22 protein-coding genes are annotated in these 21185 nt (G+C 73.8%); 15 read left to right on the forward strand and 7 right to left on the reverse strand.

The features are described 5' to 3' along the window. The first annotated feature begins 6 nt into the window (after positions 1–6). A complete protein-coding gene (gene dnaJ / locus KUM42_RS17255; protein WP_237493755.1) occupies positions 7–1149 on the forward strand; it encodes a molecular chaperone DnaJ in 1143 nt (380 codons plus the stop codon). After that, positions 1146–1901: a 16S rRNA (uracil(1498)-N(3))-methyltransferase gene (locus KUM42_RS17260; protein ID WP_237493756.1), complete on the forward strand. Its 756-nt coding sequence runs from the start codon at positions 1146–1148 to the stop codon at positions 1899–1901. The genes dnaJ and KUM42_RS17260 overlap by 4 nt, the downstream gene beginning before the upstream one ends. 78 nt (positions 1902–1979) lie before the next feature. Here the strand turns inward: KUM42_RS17260 and KUM42_RS17265 are convergent, their stop codons facing one another. The 4 genes from KUM42_RS17265 to KUM42_RS17280 all read right to left on the reverse strand — a co-directional run bounded on the left by KUM42_RS17265 (position 1980) and on the right by KUM42_RS17280 (position 6217). Next, entirely contained in the window at positions 1980–3572 is a 1593-nt protein-coding gene (locus tag KUM42_RS17265; RefSeq protein ID WP_237493757.1) for an ABC transporter permease, read from the reverse strand. Positions 3573–3577: 5 nt separating this feature from the next. Beyond that, positions 3578–4312 (reverse strand): phosphonate ABC transporter ATP-binding protein, encoded by a 735-nt coding sequence (locus KUM42_RS17270; RefSeq protein ID WP_255557593.1) that lies wholly within the window; start codon positions 4310–4312, stop codon positions 3578–3580. Beyond that, entirely contained in the window at positions 4309–5256 is a 948-nt protein-coding gene (locus KUM42_RS17275) for a putative selenate ABC transporter substrate-binding protein (protein WP_237493759.1), read from the reverse strand. Before KUM42_RS17275 ends, KUM42_RS17270 begins: the two co-directional genes overlap by 4 nt. A gap of 112 nt (positions 5257–5368) precedes the next feature. Beyond that, positions 5369–6217: a helix-turn-helix domain-containing protein gene (locus KUM42_RS17280; protein ID WP_237493760.1), complete on the reverse strand. Its 849-nt coding sequence runs from the start codon at positions 6215–6217 to the stop codon at positions 5369–5371. Between the two features lie 101 nt (positions 6218–6318). On the opposite strand from KUM42_RS17280, the gene KUM42_RS17285 reads away from it, so the two are divergent. Continuing rightward, positions 6319–7098, forward strand: coding sequence for an SDR family NAD(P)-dependent oxidoreductase (locus KUM42_RS17285; RefSeq protein ID WP_237493761.1), 780 nt, complete (start codon positions 6319–6321; stop codon positions 7096–7098). Between the two features lie 41 nt (positions 7099–7139). Here the strand turns inward: KUM42_RS17285 and KUM42_RS20335 are convergent, their stop codons facing one another. After that, entirely contained in the window at positions 7140–8696 is a 1557-nt protein-coding gene (locus KUM42_RS20335; protein WP_304610711.1) for a GAF domain-containing protein, read from the reverse strand. Positions 8697–8844: 148 nt separating this feature from the next. Here KUM42_RS20335 and KUM42_RS17300 point away from each other — a divergent pair, with 148 nt between their 5' ends. The 7 genes from KUM42_RS17300 (at position 8845) to KUM42_RS17330 (ending at position 14704) form a co-directional block, all read left to right on the forward strand. Next, positions 8845–9216, forward strand: coding sequence for an HIT domain-containing protein (locus KUM42_RS17300; protein WP_237493762.1), 372 nt, complete (start codon positions 8845–8847; stop codon positions 9214–9216). 241 nt (positions 9217–9457) lie between these two features. Next, on the forward strand, positions 9458–10441 hold the full coding sequence (locus tag KUM42_RS17305; protein WP_370629367.1) for a PhoH family protein: 984 nt from the start codon (positions 9458–9460) through the stop codon (positions 10439–10441). Positions 10442–10446: 5 nt separating this feature from the next. Next, complete coding sequence (gene ybeY, locus KUM42_RS17310; RefSeq protein WP_237493764.1) at positions 10447–10944, forward strand: rRNA maturation RNase YbeY; 498 nt, start codon at positions 10447–10449, stop codon at positions 10942–10944. Then, a complete protein-coding gene (locus KUM42_RS17315) occupies positions 10941–12278 on the forward strand; it encodes a hemolysin family protein (protein WP_237493765.1) in 1338 nt (445 codons plus the stop codon). Before ybeY ends, KUM42_RS17315 begins: the two co-directional genes overlap by 4 nt. Before the next feature lie 82 nt (positions 12279–12360). Continuing rightward, a complete protein-coding gene (locus KUM42_RS17320; RefSeq protein ID WP_237493766.1) occupies positions 12361–12693 on the forward strand; it encodes a cytidine deaminase in 333 nt (110 codons plus the stop codon). A gap of 230 nt (positions 12694–12923) precedes the next feature. Next, positions 12924–14048 (forward strand): sensor histidine kinase, encoded by a 1125-nt coding sequence (locus KUM42_RS17325; protein ID WP_237493767.1) that lies wholly within the window; start codon positions 12924–12926, stop codon positions 14046–14048. Continuing rightward, positions 14045–14704: a response regulator transcription factor gene (locus tag KUM42_RS17330; protein WP_237493768.1), complete on the forward strand. Its 660-nt coding sequence runs from the start codon at positions 14045–14047 to the stop codon at positions 14702–14704. The genes KUM42_RS17325 and KUM42_RS17330 overlap by 4 nt, the downstream gene beginning before the upstream one ends. A gap of 73 nt (positions 14705–14777) precedes the next feature. On the opposite strand, the gene KUM42_RS17335 is transcribed toward KUM42_RS17330, so the two are convergent. Next, complete coding sequence (locus KUM42_RS17335; RefSeq protein WP_237493769.1) at positions 14778–15374, reverse strand: hypothetical protein; 597 nt, start codon at positions 15372–15374, stop codon at positions 14778–14780. A 71-nt stretch (positions 15375–15445) separates the two neighbouring features. Here KUM42_RS17335 and era point away from each other — a divergent pair, with 71 nt between their 5' ends. The 5 genes from era to KUM42_RS17360 all read left to right on the forward strand — a co-directional run bounded on the left by era (position 15446) and on the right by KUM42_RS17360 (position 19080). Continuing rightward, positions 15446–16363 carry a GTPase Era gene (gene era, locus KUM42_RS17340; RefSeq protein ID WP_237493770.1) on the forward strand — a complete coding sequence of 306 codons (918 nt, stop codon included), beginning with the start codon at positions 15446–15448 and terminating at the stop codon, positions 16361–16363. Positions 16364–16417: 54 nt separating this feature from the next. Further along, the gene (locus KUM42_RS17345; protein ID WP_237493771.1) at positions 16418–17170 is read left to right on the forward strand and encodes a toll/interleukin-1 receptor domain-containing protein; all 753 of its coding nucleotides are present in this window, start codon (positions 16418–16420) and stop codon (positions 17168–17170) included. Continuing rightward, a complete protein-coding gene (locus tag KUM42_RS17350) occupies positions 17167–17520 on the forward strand; it encodes a hypothetical protein (RefSeq protein ID WP_237493772.1) in 354 nt (117 codons plus the stop codon). Before KUM42_RS17345 ends, KUM42_RS17350 begins: the two co-directional genes overlap by 4 nt. A gap of 61 nt (positions 17521–17581) precedes the next feature. Beyond that, positions 17582–18328 carry a DNA repair protein RecO gene (gene recO, locus KUM42_RS17355; protein WP_237493773.1) on the forward strand — a complete coding sequence of 249 codons (747 nt, stop codon included), beginning with the start codon at positions 17582–17584 and terminating at the stop codon, positions 18326–18328. Further along, a complete protein-coding gene (locus KUM42_RS17360; RefSeq protein ID WP_237493774.1) occupies positions 18325–19080 on the forward strand; it encodes an isoprenyl transferase in 756 nt (251 codons plus the stop codon). The genes recO and KUM42_RS17360 overlap by 4 nt, the downstream gene beginning before the upstream one ends. Before the next feature lie 63 nt (positions 19081–19143). Here KUM42_RS17360 and KUM42_RS17365 read toward each other — a convergent pair whose 3' ends face one another. Continuing rightward, positions 19144–21117, reverse strand: a complete 1974-nt coding sequence (locus KUM42_RS17365) for a methyl-accepting chemotaxis protein (protein ID WP_237493775.1) — start codon at positions 21115–21117, stop codon at positions 19144–19146. Positions 21118–21185 lie beyond the last annotated feature (68 nt).

The raw sequence follows: 21185 nt of genomic DNA on the forward strand, positions 1-21185 counted from the left end.
ACACGCATGGCAACCGACTACTACGGCGTCCTGGGTCTGAAGCAGGGGGCCAGCGACTCCGACATCAAGCGCGCCTACCGCAAGATGGCCCGCGACCTGCACCCCGACGTGAACCCCGACGAGGGCGCGAAGGAGCAGTTCCAGCAGGTCAGCCGGGCCTACGAGGCGCTCACCGACCCGGAGAAGCGGCGCATCGTCGACCTCGGCGGTGACCCCTTCGACGCCGGTGGTGGCCGCGGCGGGGGCAACCCCTTCGGCAACGCCGCGGGCTTCGGTGGCCTCGGCGACATCATGGACGCCTTCTTCGGTGGCCAGGGCGGCGGCCGCGGGCCGCGCAGCCGCACCCGCGAGGGCGAGGACGCCCTCATCCGGGTCGACCTCGACCTCGACGAGACCGTCTTCGGGACGACGACGGAGATCACCGTCGACACCGCCGTCCTCTGCGACGTGTGCACCGGTGCCGGCACCGCGCCCGGCACCCACCCCGAGACCTGCTCCACCTGCAACGGCCGCGGCGAGGTGCAGAGCGTGCAGCGCTCCTTCCTCGGCCAGGTCATCGCCTCCCGCCCCTGCCCCACCTGCGCGGGCACCGGCCAGGTCATCCCCAGCCCCTGCCCGCAGTGCGCCGGCGACGGCCGGGTCCGCGCCCGCCGCAGCATCCCGGTGAAGATCCCCGCCGGCGTCGAGGACGGCATGCGCATCCGGCTGGCCGGCTACGGCGAGGTCGGCCCCGGCGGCGGCCCGGCCGGTGACCTCTACGTCGAGGTGCACGAGCGCCGGCACGACGTCTTCACCCGCGACGGGGAGGACCTGCACTGCCGGGTCACCCTGCCGATGACGGCGGCCGCCCTGGGCACGTCGCTGAAGCTGGAGACGCTCGAGGGCGCCGAGGACCTCGACATCCGCCCGGGCACGCAGTCCGGCAGCGTGCTCACCCTGCGCGCGCACGGCGCCCCGCGGCTGCGCGGCACCGGCCGCGGCAACCTGCTGGTGCACCTGGACGTGCAGACGCCGACCCGGCTGGACGACCGCCAGTCCGAGCTGCTGCGCGAGCTGGCCGGCCTGCGCAACGAGGACCTCACCAAGGGCACCGAGGCCAACCACGGCGGCCTGTTCTCCCGGGTGCGCGACGCGTTCAACGGCCGATGAGCGACGCCGCGGCCCCTGAGGCCGACGGCGCCCCGCTCTTCCTGCTCGACGAGGTGCCCGCCGGCGACGTGCTGACCGTCGCCGGCGCCGAGGGCCGGCACGCCGTCGACGTCCTGCGGCTGGGCGCCGGTGAGCGGGTGCGGGTCTCCGACGGCCGCGGCCTGCTGGTGGAGGGCTCGGTGCTGGCCGCCGAGGGCTCGACGCTGCAGGTGCACGTGCTCGCCCGCCACGACGTCCCCGCGCCGACGCCGGAGTTCGTGCTCGTGCAGGCGCTGCCCAAGGGCGACCACGGTCCCCTCGCCGTCGACCTGGCCACCGAGCTCGGCGTGGACCGGATCGTGCCGTGGACGGCGGCGCGCTGCGTCACCAAGTGGCGCGACGACCGCGTGGACAAGGGCCTGGCCAAGTGGCGGTCGGCGGCCCGGGCGGCCAGCAAGCAGGCCCGCCGGCCGCGGGTGCCGGAGGTGACGCCCCCGATGACCACGCGGCAGGTCATCGGCCTGCTGGGCGACGTCGACCTGGCGCTGGTGCTGCACGAGCAGGCCCGCCGTCCGCTGGCCCGGGTCGACGTCCCGACCAGCGGCACCGTCGCGGTCATCGTCGGCCCCGAGGGGGGCATCACCGACGGCGAGGTCGTCGCCTTCAGCGCGGCCGGCGCGCAGTCGGTGCGGATGGGCCCCGAGGTGCTGCGCGCGTCGACGGCCGGGGCGGCCGCCCTGGCCGCGCTGAGCGCCCGCACCCGCTGGGCCTGACCGACCCGGGCGGGTGCTGCCCCGCGGCGGCGCGCGCCGACGCGCGCTGGCAGCACCTGACCGGCCGGCCGCAGCGGGTCAGCGCAGCGCGGCCCGCGCGCGGGCGCTGACGAGGTCGACGGCCGCCGTCAGCAGCACCAGGGCGGCGAGCACGGTGGTCACCGCGCCCCAGTCGAACACCGCGAGCCGGGAGGCCAGCAGCGCCCCCAGTCCGCCGGCGCCGAGCAGCCCGACGAGCACGGTGTCCCGGATCGCGACCTCCCAGCGGTAGAGGGCGAAGGCCAGCACCGGCCCGGTCGCCGCGGGCAGCACCCCGTACAGCCAGCCCGCCACCGGCGCCGCGCCCAGCGCGGTCAGCGCTGCCCGGGGCCGGGGGTCGACCTCCTCGGTGGCCTCCGCGGCCAGCCGGCCGAGCACACCCAGGGTGTAGACCCCCAGCGCCAGCGCGCCCGGCAGGACACCCGGCAGCAGCACGAAGAGCAGCACCAGCGCCCACACCGGCGGCGGCACCGCGCGCAGCACCAGCAGCACGAACCGGACGACGGCCCCGGCCAGGCGCCGCACCACCGAGGGGTGCAGCGGGTGCGCGGCCACCCCGGCCAGCAGCACCGCGCCGACCGTGGCGAACCCGATCGCGATCACCGACATCTGGACGGTGTCCACGGCCGCCGAGGCCACCGCCGACAGCAGCGGCCCGTCGACGTCCGGCGGCCAGGCGGCGGCGAGCAGGTAGCGCAGCTGGGCGCCGGTGCGGTCGGAGACCAGGGTCGCCGGGGAGACCGCCAGGTACCACCACGACCACGCCACCGCGGCCAGGGTCGTGAGCACGGCGGTGGTCAGCAGCGGGTCGCGGCGCAGCCGGTCGCCGGCCGGGTGGGGGTCGGCCACCCGCCGGCGCACCGCCCGCCCGGCGACCACGGCCAGCACGCACAGCGCCGACAGCGCGTAGACGCACGACCAGACCTGCGGCCAGCGCAGCGAGCTGAACGACAGCGACAGCTGGTAGCCCAGCCCGCCGGCGCCGATCAGGCCCAGCACCACCGCCGAGCGCACCGCGCACTCCAGCCGGTAGAAGGAGTAGGACAGCAGCCCGCCCGACGCCGCCGGCAGCAGCCCGTACAGCGCCGCGGACAGCCGCCCGGCGCCGGCGGCGAGCAGTGCGTCGTACGGCCCGCGCGGCACCTCGTCGAGCAGGTCGGCGAACACCTTGGCGGTGACCGCGCCGTACGGGACGCCGATCGCCAGCACGCCCACCCACGGGTCCAGGCCGAGCAGGTTGACCAGCAGCAGCCCCCACACCGCCTCGTGCAGGCCGCGCGGGACGGCGAGCGCGCCGCGGGTCAGCGCCCAGCCCAGCCGGCGCCGTCCCCACGCGGTGCGGGAGACCGCGACCGCCCCGACCGCGCCGAGCCCGACCGCCAGCGCGGCCCCCAGCGCCGCGTAGGCGACGGTGACGAGCACCGAGGAGGCGAGCACGCCGAGGAAGGCACCGTCGGTGGCGGGAGAGAGCGCACCGGCGGCGAACCGGCCGAACTGCCGGGTGCCGGCCCCGTTCAGCACCGCGCCGGAGAAGAGCCCCGCGCCGGCCAGCGACCATGCGAGGACGACGAGCGCGCCGAGCCCCCACGCCCAGCGCCCGCGGTCCCGCCGCAGCACAGCGGGGGCGAGCACCGTCGTCACCGGGACGCGCCGTAGAAGGCGGTCAGGTCGGCGGGGGACAGCCCGGCGGTGGGGGAGTCCAGCACCACCCGCCCGCCGGCCAGCCCGACCACCCGCGTGCAGTGCCGCAGCGCCAGCGCCGGGTCGTGCAGCGAGGCGAGCAGTGCGCTGCCGGTGCCGGTCAGCAGCGCCATCGTGCGGTCGGCGAGCACCGGGTCCAGCGCGGACGCCGGCTCGTCGGCGAGCACCAGCTCCGGGCGCTGCACCAGGACCCGGGCCACGGCGACCCGCTGCCGCTGGCCACCGGACAGCCGGTCGGTGCGCTCGTACACCCGGTCGGCCAGCTCCACCGCCGACAGCGCGGCGAGCACCTCGGGCAGCCCCTGAGGCCGCAGCAGCGAGACCGCGGCCCGCCACGCCGGCCACGCCGACAGCCGGCCGGCGTTGACGTTGTGCACGACCCGCAGCTGGCCGACCAGCTCCAGGTGCTGGTGCACCGTGCCCACCCGGGCGCGCAGCTGCCGCAGCGCCCGGCCGGACAGCGCGGCCGGGTCGGCGCCGAGCACCTCGACGCGGCCCGCGGTGGGCGCGACCGAGCCGTTGACCACCCCGAGCAGCGTCGACTTGCCGGCGCCCGACGCCCCGACCACGGCCACCCGCTCGCCGGCGTCGACGGTGAGGTCGACGCCGGACAGCGCGGTGGTGGTGCCGTGGGTGACCGTGACGCCGTGCAGCCGGAGGACGGCGGTCAGCTGACCAGTCCCAGGGAGCGGCCGATCTCCTCGATCTGGTCGTAGTCGGCCACCGCGGCGGGCACGAACGACCCGGCGCCGAACAGCTCGAGCACCGGGTCGCCGGCGGGCAGTCCGGTGAGGTACTGCCGCACCCGGTCGCCCAGGTCGGCGCCGAGCCGTTGAGGCGCCTGCGGGCCGAGCAGCCAGTGGTAGTCGTGGAAGGCCGGGGTGCGGGCGTACTGCACCACCGCGGGGTCGACCGTGCCGGCCGCCGTCCGGCTCTCCCAGACCTGCTCGTTGAGCACGCCGGCCTGGTAGGTGCCCGCGGCCACCAGCGCCAGCGTCGCGTCGTGGGAGCCGGAGAAGCCCGGCCCGCCCGGGAAGCCCTGCGGGTCGACGCCGGCCTGCTGCAGGAAGTACGCGGGCATCAGTCGCCCCGACGTCGAGGTCTCGCTGCCGTAGGTGAAGCGCAGCGGCGCCAGCGGGGCGAGGTCGTCGGCGGGCGCGAGCCCGGTGGCGGTGTTGACCACGAAGACCGAGTGGAAGTCCTCGTCGATGTCGCGCTGGGCGACCGGCTGCGCGCCCGGGGTCTGCAGCCGGGCCTGCACGCCGGTGAGCCCACCGAACCAGACCAGGTCCAGGTCACCGGTGCGGAAGAGGGAGACCGCGGCGCCGTAGTCGGTCACCGGGGAGTAGCTGACGTCGAGACCCAGCGCCGCCGACATCGAGTCCGCGACGGTGCCGTACAGGCGCTGGAGGACCTCGGGGTCCTGGTCGGGGATGGCCCCGATCCGCAGGGCGCCCCGGCCGCTGGGCGCGGGGGCGGCGGAGACGGGGGAGGTTCGGCCGCAGGCGGCGAGCGCGGCGGCTGCGGCGGTGGCCGCGGTCCCGGCGAGGAACTCGCGGCGGGAGAGCAGAGCTTCGACTCGACCACCCGACCGGACGGTGCGACGGGTGCTCACTACGTCCTCGCGATGGGCTGCAGAGCGGGCACAGAGGACCTCCAGGGGACGGCGCGGGGACGGACGGCGCCCATCGTCGCCGACGCCGTCCGTCCGGTCGTGCTCGGGGCGCTCAGCCCGCCGACGCCGGTGCCGTCGCGCCCCAGCCGGCCAGCAGCGGCAGCGCAGCGGCGGTCCGCGACCCCGGCTCCGCGGTGTAGACGATCAGCCGCTGGTCCAGGTCGTGCGGGGCGGAGACCAGCTCGATGTCGAAGGACAGCGGGCCGGCGACCGGGTGCGCGATCCGCTTGGGGACGGAGGCGTAGTCGCGCACGCCCTGGTCGTCCCACCAGCGGGCGACGTCGGGGTCCGCGGCCCGCAGCTCGTCGATGAGGGTGTGCAGCCGGACGTCGTCGGGGTGGCGGGCGGCGTCGCGGCGCAGCGCCCCCACCGACGCCATGGCGAACTGCGGCCAGTTGACGATCCGCTCGCGGGCACCGGGGTCGAGGAACAGCCAGCGCAGCAGCGAGGACCCCGGCTCGAAGGCGTGGCCGAGCACGGCGGTCAGCAGCGCGTTGCCGGCCAGCACCTCGCCCCGCTGGCCCAGGACCAGCGCCGGCAGGTGGTCCAGCCCGGTCATCAGCCGCAGCAGCCCCGGGTCGGCCCGCTGCGGCACCGAGGAGGTGGCCCGGCGCCGCCGGGTGGGCGCGGCGAGGTCGCGCAGGTGGGCGTGCTCGACCTCGTCCAGCCGCAGTGCGCGGGCCAGCGCGTCGAGCACCTCGTCGGAGACGTTGGCCTGCCGGCCCTGCTCCAGCCGCGAGTAGTAGTCCGGGCTCAGCCCGGCCAAGAGGGCCAGCTCCTCCTTGCGCAGTCCCGGCACCCGGCGCGGTCCGGGGAAGGCCGCCATGCCGGCCTGCGCCGGGGTCAGCCGGTCACGGCGGGAGCGCAGGAAGGCGCCCAGCGCGGCGCGGTCGGTCGGCACGTGACCACGGTAGGGCCGCGACCACCGGACCTGGCTGGTCACGGCGTGCCCAGGCTGAGGGCGACCTGGCCCGGGCCGGCCGCGCCGGGTGCAGTGGCCCCATGACCTCACCGACCCCCAGCACCGGCCGCCTGGCCGGCCGCACCGCACTCGTCACCGGCTCCACCAGCGGCATCGGCGCCGCCACCGCCCGCCTGCTCGCCGCCGAGGGCGCCACCGTCGCGGTCAGCGGCCGGGACGCCGTCCGCGGCGGGGCCGTCGTGGCCGCGATCACGGCAGCGGGCGGGCACGCCGTCTTCGTCCCCGCCGACCTCGGTGGCAGCTACGCCGACCTGCGGGCGTTCGCCGCCGCGGCCACCGCGGCGCTCGGTGGGCGGGTCGACGTCCTGGTCAACAACGCCGGCATCTACCCGGTCACGGCCACCGCCGACCTGCCCGACGGCGACCTGGACGCGATGCTCGCGGTCAACGTGCGCGCTCCGCACGTGCTCGTCGGTGAGCTCGTGCCGGCGATGGCCGGGCGCGGTGCCGGCGCCGTGGTCACGATCGGGTCCTGGATGGCCTCGGTCGGCAGCCCCTTCGGCGCGATGTACACCGCGACCAAGGCCGCCGCCGAGCAGCTGACCCGGGCCTGGGCCGCCGAGTTCGGGCAGCGGGGCGTGCGGGTCAACACCGTGGCCCCCGGTGTCACGCGCACCGAGGGCAACGCGGCCGCCGGTGAGGTGCTGGACGCGATGACCGCCACCACGCCGGCCGGGGTCCCGGTCCGTCCCGAGGACGTCGCCCGGGCGGTGCTGTTCCTCGCCTCCGACGACGCGGCGATGGTGCACGGCGCCACGCTGTACGTCGACGGCGGCATCACCGCGACGAAGCTCGCCTGAACCGTGCCGGGTCGGCCGCCGCGGCGGCCGACCCGGGGACGTCAGGACATCTCGACGATGCTGCGGGTGACCGCGGACTGCTCGGTGAGCACCCCGGCGATCAGGTGCTGGGTCTCGTTGACCCGGTCGACGACGTCGCGGATGGAGTCCAGTGCCCCGACGACGCGCTGCACGTCGCCCTGGATGGCGGTCACCCGGCTGCTGACCTCCTCGGTGGCCTTGGCGGTCTCCCGGGCCAGTTCCTTGACCTCGCCGGCCACGACCGCGAAGCCCTTGCCGGACTCCCCGGCCCGGGCGGCCTCGATCGTGGCGTTGAGGGCCAGCAGGTTCGTCTGCTCGGCGATGCCGGTGATGACCCGCACGACCTTGTCGATCTCCGCGCTGGAGGTGCCCAGGTGGGCGACGAACTCCGCCGCCTGGCCGGCCACGCGCTGGCCCTCGCCGGCGACGCTGGTGGCCTCGGCGACGTTGCGCTGCACCTCGTCGATGGAGGAGACCATCTCCCGCGCGGCCCCGGCGACCCGCTCCGAGGCCCGCATCCGCTGGATGGTCTGGGAGATGAGGAAGCCGGTGTTGCGCAGCGCGTCCCGCCGGCTGTCGGCCATGACCAGCGTCCGCTTGGCGAAGAAGTCCATGGTGCCGATGACCCGGCCGTCGATCATGATCGGCAGGCAGACGCCGGACCTGACGCCCGACTGCTGGGCGGCCGGGGCCCGGACGCAGTCCTTGACCTCGCCGAGGTCCTCGACGAAGACCAGGTCGCGGGCCTTCCAGGTGCGGCCGGCGACGCCCACGCCCTCGGCGAAGGACGCCGTCCGGCTGACCTCGCGGAACGCCGGGCCGAGGTCGCCGGACTCGAGCTGGACGGTCAGCGCGTTCTTCTGCTCGTCGATCGTCCAGTAGGACCCGTAGTGCCAGTCGAACTCGCGGCGGATGGTGTCCAGCGCCGTGCTGACCGCGTTCTCGACGGTCGTCGCCTTGCCCAGCTCGCGCAGCAGGATGTTGATCGCCGCGACGTCACCGGCGGCGCGCTTCTGGTCCGCGGCGGTGGCGACCCGGCTGAACGCCTGGGACACCAGCTTGCCGACCGCGCGCAGCGCGTCCAGCCGCTCCTTGCTCGGGGCGAGGGTCTCGGTGGCGAAGAAGTCCATCGTCCCGAGCACCTCGGTGCCGCGCATGATCGGGAAGCAGACGCCGGACCGCACGCCCACGCGCTGGGCGGCGGGTGCGCGGACGCAGTCGGTCATCTCGCCCAGGTCGGCGACGAAGAACAGGTCGCGGGACTTCCAGGCACGCCCGGACAGCCCGACGCCCTCGGCGAAGGAGGCCGTCAGCGTCACCTCGCGGAACTCCCGGCCGGCGTCGCCGGACTCCACGGCGAAGTGCAGCGCGTGGTCGCCGGCGGCGATCTTCCAGTAGGAGCCGTACGCCCAGCCGAAGCACTCGCGGACGGTGTCCAGCGCGGCGCGGGCCACCTGCTCCTCCGTGGCGGCGCCGTCGAGGGCCATGAGCACCCGGGTGACGGCGGTGACGTCGGAGCGGGCCTCGGCCAGTTCGGCAGAGGTGTCGACGACGGGACGGCGGGACGAGATGCGCACGGAGACCTCCAGGTCGGATCCGCCGTGTGTTCGACAGTTCCTGTGCTGACCTCGGCCCCGTGCCGGGCAGCTGAAGCCGAAAGCCTCCGTTGTGCGCGATCGAACTGGACTCTGTTGTTCCGTTGACCAGCGGATCTAGGCTCGCGGCATGACCGAGGCCGCGCCCGACTGCCTGTTCTGCCGGATGGTCGCCGGGGACATCACGCCCGACGTCGTCGCCGAGACCGCCACCACGCTGGCCTTCCGTGACCTCAACCCGCAGGCGCCGACCCACGTGCTGGTGGTCCCGAAGGCCCACCACGCGACCATCGGTGCGCTCGCCGCCGCCGACCCCGGGCTGGCCGCGGAGCTGCTCGCGGCGGCCCAGGCCGTCGCGGTGCAGGAGGGGCTGGCCACCGACGGCGCCCCCGAGCCGGGCTGGCGGCTGGTGGCCAACAGCGGCCCGGACGCCGGACAGACGGTGCACCACGTGCACCTGCACGTCCTCGGCGGCCGCGGCCTGGGGTGGCCCCCCGGCTGACCCGTCGGCGGCGAGCGGGTCCGGGTGCGGCCGCCGGCGCGTAGACTCGCCCAGGTCACAGCCCCGTCACGGAAGGCAGGGTCGAGCGTTCTTGCCCGACACCTCACCAGGCGCCCCGACCGGTACCGCCTCGACGCGTGAGCTCTCCGCGCGCGCAGCGGCGATCAACGAGGGTGCCGCGGACGATCAGGCCGTACCGGCCGCCGTCCGCACCTCCATCACCGTCCCCGCCACCGTCTCCATGGTCGCGCTCCTCGGCTCCGGCGACGAGCTCCTCCGCCTGGTCGAGAGCGAGCTCGCCGCCGACGTGCACGTGCGCGGCAACGAGATCGCGATCACCGGGCAGCCGGGCGACAACGCCTTCGCCGTGCGGGTGTTCGACGAGCTGATCGCGCTGCTGGCCACCGGCCAGACGCTGCGCCCGGACTCGGTGCGCCGCGTCGTCGGCATGCTGCGTGCCGGGGGCGGCGAGCGTCCGGCGGAGGTGCTCAGCCTCGACATCATCAGCCGCCGGGGCCGCACCATCCGGCCCAAGACGCTGAACCAGAAGCACTACGTCGACGCCATCGACACCCACAGCGTGATCTTCGGGATCGGCCCGGCCGGCACCGGCAAGACCTACCTGGCGATGGCCAAGGCCGTGCAGGCGCTGCAGAGCAAGCAGGTCAACCGGATCATCCTCACCCGCCCCGCGGTGGAGGCCGGCGAGCGGCTGGGCTTCCTGCCCGGCTCGCTGTCGGACAAGATCGACCCCTACCTGCGGCCGCTCTACGACGCGCTGCACGACATGGTCGACCCCGAGTCGATCCCGCGGCTGATGGCGGCCGGCACGATCGAGGTCGCCCCGCTGGCCTACATGCGTGGGCGCACCCTCAACGACGCGTTCGTGATCCTCGACGAGGCGCAGAACACCACCGCCGAGCAGATGAAGATGTTCCTCACCCGGCTCGGCTTCGGCTCGAAGATGGTCGTCACCGGCGACGTCACCCAGGTCGACCTGCCCGGGGGAGCGCAGAGCGGCCTGCGGGTCGTCCGCGACATCCTCGAGGGCATCGACGACGTGCACTTCGCCACGCTGACCAGCTCCGACGTCGTCCGGCACCGCCTGGTCGGGGACATCGTGGACGCCTACGAGCGCTACGACGCCACCCTGCTGCCCGCCCCCACGGGCCAGTCCCGCAACCCCGCCCGGCCGGCGCGCCCGGCCCGCCAGCAGGGGAGCTGATCGGCGTGCCCGTCGAGGTCGCGAACGAGTCCGAGACAGCTGTCGACGAGGCCGCGCTGGCCGGGATCTGCCGCTACGTGCTCGACGCCATGGAGGTCAGCCCGCTCGCGGAGCTGTCCGTGCTGTGCGTCGACACCGACTACATGGCCACGCTGCACGAGCGGTGGATGGGCGAGAAGGGCCCCACCGACGTCCTCGCCTTCCCGATGGACGACCTGGACACCAAGCGGCCCGACGACCCCGAGCCGGGTCCGGCGCTGCTCGGTGACGTCGTGCTCTGCCCGACCGTCGCGATCCGGCAGGCCCGCGCGGCCGGGCACTCGATGGACGACGAGCTGCTGATGCTGGCCACCCACGGCGTGCTCCACCTGCTGGGCTACGACCACATGGAGCCCGACGAGGAGAAGGAGATGTTCGGCCTGCAGGGCAAGCTGCTCGAGGGCTGGCGTTCCGTGCCGAGGGAACCGGTGACCGGCGAGCCCGTGGAGCCGGGCGACCGATGAGCCCGACCGCGGTGGTCCTGCTCGTGATCGCCGTCCTGCTCGTGCTCCTCGCCGGCGTCTTCGGCGCGCTCGACGCGGCCCTGCAACGGCTGTCCGTCGCCCGCGTCGAGGAGCTGCGCCGGGACGGCGCGAAGCGCGCCGGCCCGCTGCTGCAGGTCGTCGAGGAGCGTGCCCGGCACGTGGCGCTGCTCCTGCTGCTGCGGATCGTGTGCGAGATGACCGCCGCGGTGCTCGTCGCCGGGGTGTTCTTCCGGCTCTTCGACTCCGTCCCGCTGGGGGTCGTCGTGGCCGCTGCGGTCATGACCGTCGTCAGCTACGTGCTCGTGGGCGTGGGCCCGCGCACGGTCGGCCGGCAGCACGCCTACCCGATCGCGCTGGCCGCAGCGCCGCTGGTCCGGCTGCTGGGCCGGATGCTGGGGCCGATCGCCACGCTGCTGATCCTCATCGGCAACGCGATCACCCCCGGCAAGGGCTACCGCGACGGGCCGTTCAGCAGCGAGGTCGAGCTGCGCGAGCTGGTCGACATGGCCGAGGAGCGCGGCGTCGTCGAGTCCGGTGAGCGCAACATGATCCACGGCGTCTTCGAGCTCGGCGACACCATCGCCCGCGAGGTGATGGTGCCCCGCCCCGACGTCGTGTGGATCGAGCGCGGCAAGACGCTGCGCCAGGCGCTGGCGCTGTGCCTGCGCAGCGGCTTCAGCCGGCTGCCGGTGATCGGGGAGAACGTCGACGACATCATCGGCGTCGTCTTCCTCAAGGACCTCGTGCGCCGCTCGCAGGGCTCCTCGGACTCCCGGGTCAGCGAGCCGCGGGTCGAGGAGCTGATGCGCCCGGCGTCGTTCATCCCGGAGTCCAAGCCCGTCGACGAGCTGCTGCGGGAGATGCAGGCCAGCCGCACGCACATGGCCGTCGTCGTCGACGAGTACGGCGGCTTCGCCGGACTGGTGACCATCGAGGACATCCTCGAGGAGATCGTCGGGGAGATCGCCGACGAGCACGACGCCGTCCAGCGGCCGCCGGTCGAGGAGCTGCCCGACGGCTCGGTGCGGATCACCGCACGGCTGCCGGTCGAGGACCTCGCCGACCTGCTGAAGGTCGAGCTGCCCGAGGACGACGGCGTCGAGACCGTCGGTGGGCTGCTGGCCCGCGAGCTCGGCGTGGTGCCGATCGAGGGCTCCGAGGCCGAGGTCGGCGGGCTCCGGCTGGTCGCGGAGAGCACCGGCGGGCGGCGCAACCAGATCGACACCATCCTGGTGAGCCGGCTGCCCGAGCCGGGCGCCGACGACGCCGAGCCGGCCACCCGTGAGCCCGAGCCGGCGTCGGTGGAAGGCTGACGGAGGACCCTCCCGCCCCACCGCGAGCGCGCTCGCGGTGGGTCCCTGTCCGAGGGCCGACCGACGGTTGGAGATCGATCCCGTGACTGAGCTGGACCCCGAGGACGCCAAGCTGATCACGCTGGCCCGCTCCGCCCGCGGGCGCACCGGGGCCGCGGAGGGTGCTGCCGTCCGCGACACCGACGGCCGCACCTACCTCGCCGCGACGGTGACGCTGCCCTCGCTGCAGCTGTCGGCTCTGCAGGCCGCCGTGGCGGCGGCGGTCTCCAGCGGGGTCGAGGGGCTGGAGGCAGCCGCGGTCGTGACCGCCGCGGAGGCGCTCGAGCCGGCCGGGATGGCCGCAGTGCGCGACCTGACGCCGTCCGCGCCGGTGCTGCTGGCCGGGCCGGACGGCCTGCTCCGGCCGTCTGCCTGACCGGGCGTTCCGGTGTACTCCGTGGCCGCGAGTGATGTGTCGAAAGTTGTAGTGCAGATACACCTTTCGGGGGCTGAGCTTCCGCCGCCGATGGGACAGGCTGAGCGCGTGACCCGGGACGAGAGCACGGCTGTGCTGCGTCCCGAGCCCGGGGAGGCGAAGGCCCGTACCGACGGTGCGGCCTCCGCTCGTCCGGGTCCGGCACTCCTGCCGTCCGTCACCGGCTCCCGGTGACGACGGCGGGCGACGGGTCCTCCGACGTCCTCCTCGGCGACGCGCACGGGGGTGCCGCCGAGGGGGACCCCCCGGGGAGCCCGCCGACGGACGCAGCGGTCGACGACGAGGTCGTCGCTGCGTTCCTCGCCGAGGTCGCCGTCGTCTCGCCCCGGCTGGTCGCCGACCAGGCGCACCGCACGATGCTGGCCGGGCGTGCGGTCGCGGTCCTGCACGCCACCCGCGCCCGGCTGCGCGGCCTGCCCCCGCCGGTCCCGCGCCAGGTCGACGTCGGCGCGACCCGGGCCCGCGCCGACGTGCCCCCGGCCGACTCGCTGCGGGCGGCGAGCCTGCTGTTCCGGCACGCCCTCACCCCACTGCTCGCCCAGGCCCGCGACCTGGTGCCCGGCGACCCGGCCGCCGCCGAGTCGATCGCCGTCGCGCTGCACGAGGTCATCGACGAGTTGGTGGTGCCCGCCGCCATCTCCTACGTCGACGTCCTGCTGTCCCGCGTCAGCGACGCGAACCGCGACGAGCGCCGCCGGGTGGCCCGCGACCTGCACGACCACACCAGCCACGGCATCGGCGCGGCCATGCAGGGCCTGGACCTGGCGCTGCACCTGCTCGAGACCGGCCAGCCGCTGGACCCCACCCGGCTGCGGGCGACCCGGCAGCTGCTGCTGGAGACCCTCAACGACGTCCGCAGCCTGGCCACCCGGCTGCGCGACATGGTCGGCGTCCGCACGCTGGCCCAGGCGCTGCAGGAGTACCTGGACTTCACCGTGCCCATCGGCCTGGCGGCGACGCTGACCGAGGAGGGCGAGGAGGCGGTCGTGCTGCCCTCGCACGTCAAGGAGGAGTGCTACCTGATCGTGCGCGAGGCCATCCGCAACTCCCTCGTCCACGCCCGCGGGGCGACCCGGCTGACGGTGACCCTCCGGGTCGCCGAGGCGCTGCTCACCGCGGTGGTGGAGGACGACGGCGCCGGCTTCGACCCGGCGACGGTCGACACCACCCGCACGGTGGGGCTGGCCTCGCTGCGCGAGCGGGCGCAGGGGCTGGGCGGCGTCGCCGCGATCGACGCCGGCCCCGGCGGTGTGCGGCTGACCCTCACCGTGCCGCTCACGGTGGCCCTGTCGTGACCAGCTCGGTGCGCCGGCTGAGCGTGGTCCTCGTCGACGACCACCGGCTCTTCCGCGAGAGCCTGGGGGCGCTGCTCGCCGTGCACGAGGGCATCGAGGTGGTCGCCGAGGGCTCGAACGGCGAGGAGGCCGTGCGGCTGGCCCGCCAGCACCGCCCCGACGTGGTGCTGCTCGACGTCGAGATGCCCGGGCAGTCGGTGCTCACCTCGCTGGTGGAGATCCGCGGGGCGTCGCCGTCGACGAAGGTCGTCGTCCTCACCATGCACGAGAACACCCCGCTGGCCCGGCAGCTGCTGCTGCGCGGGGCCTCGGCCTACCTGATCAAGACCATCGGGCACCACGAGCTGGTCGCGGCCATCCGGGCCAGCACCGAGCACGAGCAGGACCTGGTGACGCTGTCGGTGTCCCGCAGCGGGCTGGCCGGGCTCACCTCACCGGTGGCGCCGATGCTGTCCGACCGGGAGGTGGAGGTGCTCGCCCTGGTCGCCCGGGCCTGCTCCAACCTCGCCATCGCCACCGAGCTGCGGATCAGCGAGGGCACCGTGAAGCGGCACCTGAGCAACATCAACAGCAAGCTCGGGTCGACGTCCCGGCTGGACGCCGTGCGCCGCGCGACCCGCGCCCGGCTGCTGCCGCCCGGCCTCCAGGACGACTGAAGAAGGACCTCGCTGCCCCCCACCACTCGCGAGCTCGCGGCCGGCCCCTGCAGCGAGGCCGGAGGGCGAGGACTCAGCGGAGCGGGTGGCCGAGGGCGTCGGCGACGGCGGAGGGGTCGCGGACCCAGACGGTGAAGGCCCGGGCCGTCTCCCCGTCGTCGGCCAGGTGGGCCACGCTGATCCGCCGCCGGCCCGGCCACCAGCCGCCCCGGTGGCGCGCCTTCGGCCACCCGGCCGGCGCGGACCCGAGGACGACGTCGGTGACCAGCACGAGCGGGACGACGCCGAAGGACGACGTCTGGCGCAGCCCGGCGATGTCGGTGGACACCGCCCGGTCGCCCACGGTGAACCGCCCGGTGGACACGACCAGCACCAGCAGGCCTAGCCCGACCGCCACCGGTGCCTCGTCGGCGACCGCCGCGCCGCCGTCGCGCCAGCCGAGGAACCCCAGCCAGACGGCGACGGCCAGCACGGTCAGCCCGATCACCAGCGGGGAGGCCAGGTCGTACTGCCAGTACCGCAGCGGCCGCGGCACCACCGTGACGTGCCGCTTGGGCCCGCGCCCGGCGAGGTAGCCGTAGCTGCCGGTCTGGGTGCGGTGCTCCTCGCGGGCCCGCGCCGCCTGGACCGCCAGGGGCTCACCGTCGCTGCGTCGGGACCGGGGTGGCATGCCGACCATGATCGCAGGGCCGCTCGGGCGGACCGGGGGAACCGTCGGTGCGCAGTGGGAGACTGGACGGCGTGACCCCTCCCGAGCAGCCCGTCCACCGCAGCGGGTTCGTCGCCCTCGTCGGGCGTCCCAACGCCGGGAAGACCACGCTCACCAACGCCCTGGTCGGGGAGAAGGTCGGCATCGTCAGCAACCGGCCGCAGACCACCCGGCACGCCATCCGCGGCGTCGTCCACCGTCCGGCCGGTCAGCTCGTGCTCGTCGACACCCCCGGTCTGCACAAGCCCAAGAGCCTGCTCGGGCAGCGGCTCAACGACGTCGTCCGCGACACCCTCGCCGACGTCGACGTCATCGTGTTCTGCATCCCGGCCGACCAGCCGGTGGGCACCGGTGACGCCTTCATCGCCCGGCAGCTGAAGAACGTCACGACCCCGGTGGTCCTGGTGGTCACCAAGACCGACGCGGCGGGCAAGAAGGCGATCACCCAGCAGCTGATCGCGGCCAGCGAGCTGGTCGACGCGGTGGAGGTCGTCCCGGTCAGCGCCGTGGCCGGCGACCAGGTCGAGCTGCTGGCCGACATCCTGATCAAGATGCTCCCCGAGGGCCCGCCGTTGTACCCGGAGGAGCAGACCACCGACGAGGACGTCGAGCGGCAGATCGCCGAGCTGGTGCGCGAGGCGGCGCTGGAGAAGGTCCGTCAGGAGGTCCCGCACTCCCTGGCCGTCAGCGTCGAGGAGATCATCCGCAAGCCCGACCCCCGCGACGCGAGCGCGGTGTTCACCGAGGTCCACGCGCTGCTGCACGTCGAGCGCGCCAGCCAGAAGCCGATGCTGCTGGGCAAGGGCGGCAACATCATCAAGGCCATCGGCAGCGAGGCCCGGGTCGGGCTGGAGACGCTGCTCGGCGGCCGGGTGCACCTGGACCTGCACGTCACGGTGCTGGGGGAGTGGCAGGACGACCCGAAGAAGCTCAACCGGCTGGGCTACTGATGGCCACACGATGGAACAACGGTACGTGCGCTTGATGGCGACTAAGGTCGACTCATGACTCAGGCGGATCCCCAAGCAGGGCTGTCTGCGCTGGGTCGCGTCTTCTTGAGCTACAGCAGGGTCGATCAGGACGTGGCATACCGTCTCGTCGAAGTGTTGCGAATTCGTGGGGCCTCGGTTTTTTCGGATAGCTCGATACGTCCTGGCGATGAATGGCAATCCGAACTCGTCAATGGGATCGAGTCGGCGGACGTGGTGGTCGCACTAGTATCCCGTAAATCTCTGGACTCGGACTGGCAGCGCGTAGAACTATCGCTTGCACTGGAGCGGGCCTACTCAGACGCTTCATTCCACTTGCTGCCAGTTCTGCTGGACGACGTCGATCCCCCGTACTCCCTCAGCTCCATTCAGTATTTGCGCGTTTCGCAGGGTGTTGGACCGGACGTCGCTGCCGTCGAGGTGGCCGACGCGCTTCAACGCATGGGTCGTCAGATGGTTCGACAGATGCCGAATTGGCCAGAAGTGCCTGGTTCGCTCGGCGCAGAGTGGGTTCGCGAGCGCGAGCGGACACTGATTGAGGAATCTCGACTTCGTCGTCGGCTGGGTGCCTACTTGGCTGGAGTTTCGGCTCTCTTCTTGGCCGTCCTGGTGTGTTCTCTTCTCGTCGTACCACTTGACTCAAGCTTTCTCCAGGCGTTGGTTACTGGCCTCTCTGGAGTCCTCGGCCTGGTGGTTGGTTCCTATGGGACTCATAGGACCCGACGGCTAGTCGAAAAGGGTTACGACGAGGAGGGAGAGGGGCGTTGAGTTCGCCTGAGCCTTCTCAGACTGCACCCAGGACGGCCCGTGCAGTTGAACTGCAGCGAGCCCTCGAAGAGCTCCGACAGGAGCAGGCCACATTTGAACAGCACAAGAAGCAGGCTGAGCAGTGGTTCAAACTGCGTCTTGTCATGGGTGGCGTGGCGGCGCTGATGCTGCCGGCTGTCTTTGCTGTCTGCTGCATTTTAATCTTTGATGCGGATCAGGATTCCACGATTCGGCAACTGGCTGCGGCCGCACTACTTACCGACGTGTTGGGACTCGCTGTCTCGATTTATAAGGTCCTCCTCTCGTCAGGGTCAGACGTTCCGCTCGGTCCCGTGACGAAGCTGAAGTGATTGACATAGACAACTCTTGTTGGATGAGAAATGACCGACCCGTCGCTATCGAGGGGGTAGCGTGAGCGGCACCCCGCAGGCGCTCTACCGCGACGAGGGCGTGGTGCTGCGCACCCAGAAGCTCGGCGAGGCCGACCGGATCGTCACCGTGCTCACCCGGCGCACCGGCAAGGTCCGGGCCGTCGCCAAGGGCGTGCGGCGCACCAAGAGCAAGTTCGGTGCCCGGCTCGAGCCGTTCAGCCACGTCGACCTGCAGCTGTACACCGGCCGCAACCTCGACATCGTCAGCCAGGCGGAGTCGATCCGCTCCTACGGCACCGAGATCGTCTCCGACTACCGGGCCTACACGGCCGGCACCGCGGTGCTCGAGACCGCCGACCGGCTGACGGTGGAGGAGAAGGAGCCGTCGCTGCGGATGTTCCTGCTCGTCGTCGGCGCGCTGCGCACGCTGGCCGAGGGGCAGAAGCCGGCGCCGCTGGTGCTCGACGCCTTCCTGCTGCGGGCGATGTCGGTGGCCGGCTGGGAGCCCGCGCTGGGCGACTGCGCCCGCTGCGGCGAGGCCGGCCCGCACCGGCACTTCTCCGTCCCCGCCGGCGGGACGGTCTGCCCGTCCTGCCGGCCCACCGGCTCGGCGATGCCGAGCCCGGTCACCATCGAACTGTTGGAGGCGCTGTTGTCCGGCGACTGGGTCCAGGCCGAGAACAGCCTGACCGTCAACCGCAAGGAGGGCAGCGGCCTGGTCGCGGCCCTGCTGCAGTGGCACCTGGAGCGTGGCCTGCGCTCGTTGCCGCTGGTGGACCGCACGTGACCCGCGCACCCCAGCCGCACCCCTCCGGTGCGCGCCCGCCGGCGATCCCGGCCGACAAGGTGCCGCACCACGTGGCGATCGTGATGGACGGCAACGGCCGCTGGGCCAAGCAGCAGGGTCTGCCGCGCACCGCCGGGCACGCGGCCGGGGAGGCCTCGCTGTTCGACTGCGTCGAGGGCGCCATCGAGCTCGGGGTGAAGGCGATCAGCGCCTACGCCTTCTCCACCGAGAACTGGAAGCGCAGCCCCGACGAGGTCCGGTTCCTGATGGGCTTCAACCGTGACGTCATCCGCCGCCGGCGCGACGAGATGCACGAGCTCGGGGTGCGGGTGCGCTGGGCCGGTCGCCGTCCGCGGCTGTGGGGCAGCGTGATCAAGGAGCTCGAGGTCGCCGAGGAGCTCACCAAGGACAACGACGTCCTGACCCTGACCATGTGCGTGAACTACGGCGGCCGGGCTGAGATCGCTGACGCCGCCGCGGCCATCGCCCGCGAGGTCGCCGCCGGGCGGATCAAGCCGGACAAGGTCGACGAGGAGACCGTCGCCCGGTTCCTCGACGAGCCCGACATGCCCGACGTCGACCTGTTCGTGCGCAGCTCGGGGGAGAACCGCACCAGCAACTTCCTGATCTGGCAGGCGGCCTACGCCGAGCTGGTCTTCCTGGACACGCTGTGGCCGGACTTCGACCGCCGGCACCTGTGGCAGGCCTGCGAGGAGTACGCCAGCCGCCAGCGGAGGTTCGGCAGCGCCTGAACGGCCCCGTCCCAGAGGCTCGCCCCGAGCGTGCGAGGGGTGAGGTGGGACGGGGTCCTTCGTCTAGGGGAGCTCGAAGCGGGAGACCAGGCCGCGCAGTTCGTCGGTGATCTGGGCGAGTGCGGCGGCGGTCTCCCGGGTCGACTCGGTGGCCTGCGCGGTGGAGCGGGTCGCGGCGGTGACCGTGCGGACGTCGGCGCTGACGCCCTCGGTGCCGGTGGCCGCCTGGGCCACGTTGCGGCTCATCTCCGCCGTCGTCGCGCTCTGCTCCTCCACCGCCGAGGCGATGGTCTGCTGGTGGTTGTTGACCTGCTCGACGATCGAGGCGATCTCGGCGATCGAGGCGGCCGCCCCGGCGGTGTCGGCCTGGATGGCCTCGACCCGGCGGGTGATGTCCTCGGTGGCCTTCTGCGTCTCCTGCGCCAGCTCCTTGACCTCGTTGGCCACGACGGCGAAGCCCTTGCCCGCCTCGCCGGCGCGGGCGGCCTCGATGGTGGCGTTGAGCGCCAGCAGGTTGGTCTGCTCCGCGATCGAGGTGATCGCCGCGACGACGTCCCCGATCTGCCGGGACGACTCACCCAGCCGGGCGACCTGCGCGGTGGTCTCCTGCGCGGCGGCCACCGCGGAGGCGCCCACCCGGGCGGCCTCGGACGTCGAGTGGGCGATCTCCCGGATGGAGACGCCCATCTGCTCGGCACCCGCGGCGACGGTGCGCACGTTGTCGCTGACCAGCTCGGTGGCGGCCTGGGCGGCACCGGCCACCTCGGTGCCGCGGGTGGCGTCCCGCGCCACGTCGTCGGACAGCCCGCGCAGCCGGTCCGACGCCGTGGACAGGTCGCCGGTGCGGTCGCGCAGCCCGCCGAGTGCGCCGCCCATGTTCTCCAGCGACCGGTTGAGCGCGACGGCCAGCGTGCGCAGCTCGTCGGTGCCGGACTCCGGCAGCCGCGGGCGCAGGTCCCCGTCGGCGACCTGCTCGAGCGCGGAGACGGCGTGGTCGAGCGGGCGGGTGAGGGCGCGGGCCACCAGCAGGGCGATCACCGCGACCACGGCCGCGACGACCACCGCGACCAGCAGCACGGCCTGCAGCAGCGAGGAGGCAGGGGCGACCGCGTCGCTGAGGTGCTCGCTGAGCACGATGCCCCAGCCGTAGCCGGCGAAGCCCAGCGCGCCCTGGGACGCCGACCAGCCGCGCACCTGCTCCGTGTCCTCGCCGGTGCCGTCGGGGAGCTCGTCGGTGCCGTGCCCGGACCCACCGGCGGCCACCGCCGCGGCGGCGGGGGAGCCGGCCGCGGCGAGGTCCAGTGACTGCTCCGCGCCCGGGCCGACCAGGACGACGCCGTCCTTGCGCAGCATCTGCGCGGTGGCGGTGACGCCGCGGGTCTGCAGCCCGGTGACCTGCTCGTCCATGATCTGACCGATCACCCGGGGCACCGAGGCCCAGTTGACCCACAGCCGCTGCGCCCGGCCGTCGGGGCCGTAGACGGGGGCGGCGAACACCAACGTGGCGTCGTCCCGGCCGGTCGCCGCGCTGACCAGCGGGTCGACCTCCGGGTCCTGCACGTAGGTCTGCCCGGGCGGCAGGGCGAGTGCCTGGGCGAACCACGGGCGGGTGGACAGGTCGGCGCCGAGGTACTGCCCCGGGTCGACCGCCGCGGCGTCCCCGGTCACGCTGTTGCCGCCGACCACGCGGCCGTTGAGGTCGACGACCAGCAGCAGGTCGTAGATGACGTAGCTCTTGCTGTAGAAGTCCGCGGCCTCGGCGACCGTGGCCGGCGGGGCGGCGGCGTCGGGGTTGAACGCGAAGGCCTGCACGTCGCCGTAGCGCTCGAAGAGATTGCGGTCGATCTTGTCGATCGTGGACCGGGCCTCGCTCTGCAGCAGCTCGCCGGAGTTGCGCACCCAGTCGCCCTCGCTCCGCTGCCAGGCGAAGACGCCCAGGCCGGCGAGGGGGAGGGTGCTGCAGGCGAGCACGACCAGCACCAGCAGGACGCGCAGCGAGCGCAGGTGCAGGGCGGCCGTCAGGCGGTGGACGGTCATCTGTCGGGCCTCTCGGACGGCACGGCGCCCGGCGGGCTGCCGGCGCAGGTGTGCTCCTCACAGATCGG

Source organism: Modestobacter sp. L9-4 (assembly GCF_019112525.1).
GTDB lineage: Bacteria > Actinomycetota > Actinomycetes > Mycobacteriales > Geodermatophilaceae > Modestobacter.

What these genes read in the sequence shown, in the direction of transcription:
- dnaJ (WP_237493755.1), top strand. Translation starts at nt 7, where the DNA reads ATGGCAACCGACTACTACGGCGTCCTGGGTCTGAAGCAGGGGGCCAGC.
- KUM42_RS17260 (WP_237493756.1), top strand. Translation starts at nt 1,146, where the DNA reads ATGAGCGACGCCGCGGCCCCTGAGGCCGACGGCGCCCCGCTCTTCCTG.
- KUM42_RS17285 (WP_237493761.1), top strand. Translation starts at nt 6,319, where the DNA reads ATGACCTCACCGACCCCCAGCACCGGCCGCCTGGCCGGCCGCACCGCA.
- KUM42_RS17300 (WP_237493762.1), top strand. Translation starts at nt 8,845, where the DNA reads ATGACCGAGGCCGCGCCCGACTGCCTGTTCTGCCGGATGGTCGCCGGG.
- KUM42_RS17305 (WP_370629367.1), top strand. Translation starts at nt 9,458, where the DNA reads ATGGTCGCGCTCCTCGGCTCCGGCGACGAGCTCCTCCGCCTGGTCGAG.
- KUM42_RS17315 (WP_237493765.1), top strand. Translation starts at nt 10,941, where the DNA reads ATGAGCCCGACCGCGGTGGTCCTGCTCGTGATCGCCGTCCTGCTCGTG.
- KUM42_RS17335 (WP_237493769.1), bottom strand. Translation starts at nt 15,374, where the DNA reads ATGCCACCCCGGTCCCGACGCAGCGACGGTGAGCCCCTGGCGGTCCAG.
- KUM42_RS17345 (WP_237493771.1), top strand. Translation starts at nt 16,418, where the DNA reads ATGACTCAGGCGGATCCCCAAGCAGGGCTGTCTGCGCTGGGTCGCGTC.
- KUM42_RS17365 (WP_237493775.1), bottom strand. Translation starts at nt 21,117, where the DNA reads ATGACCGTCCACCGCCTGACGGCCGCCCTGCACCTGCGCTCGCTGCGC.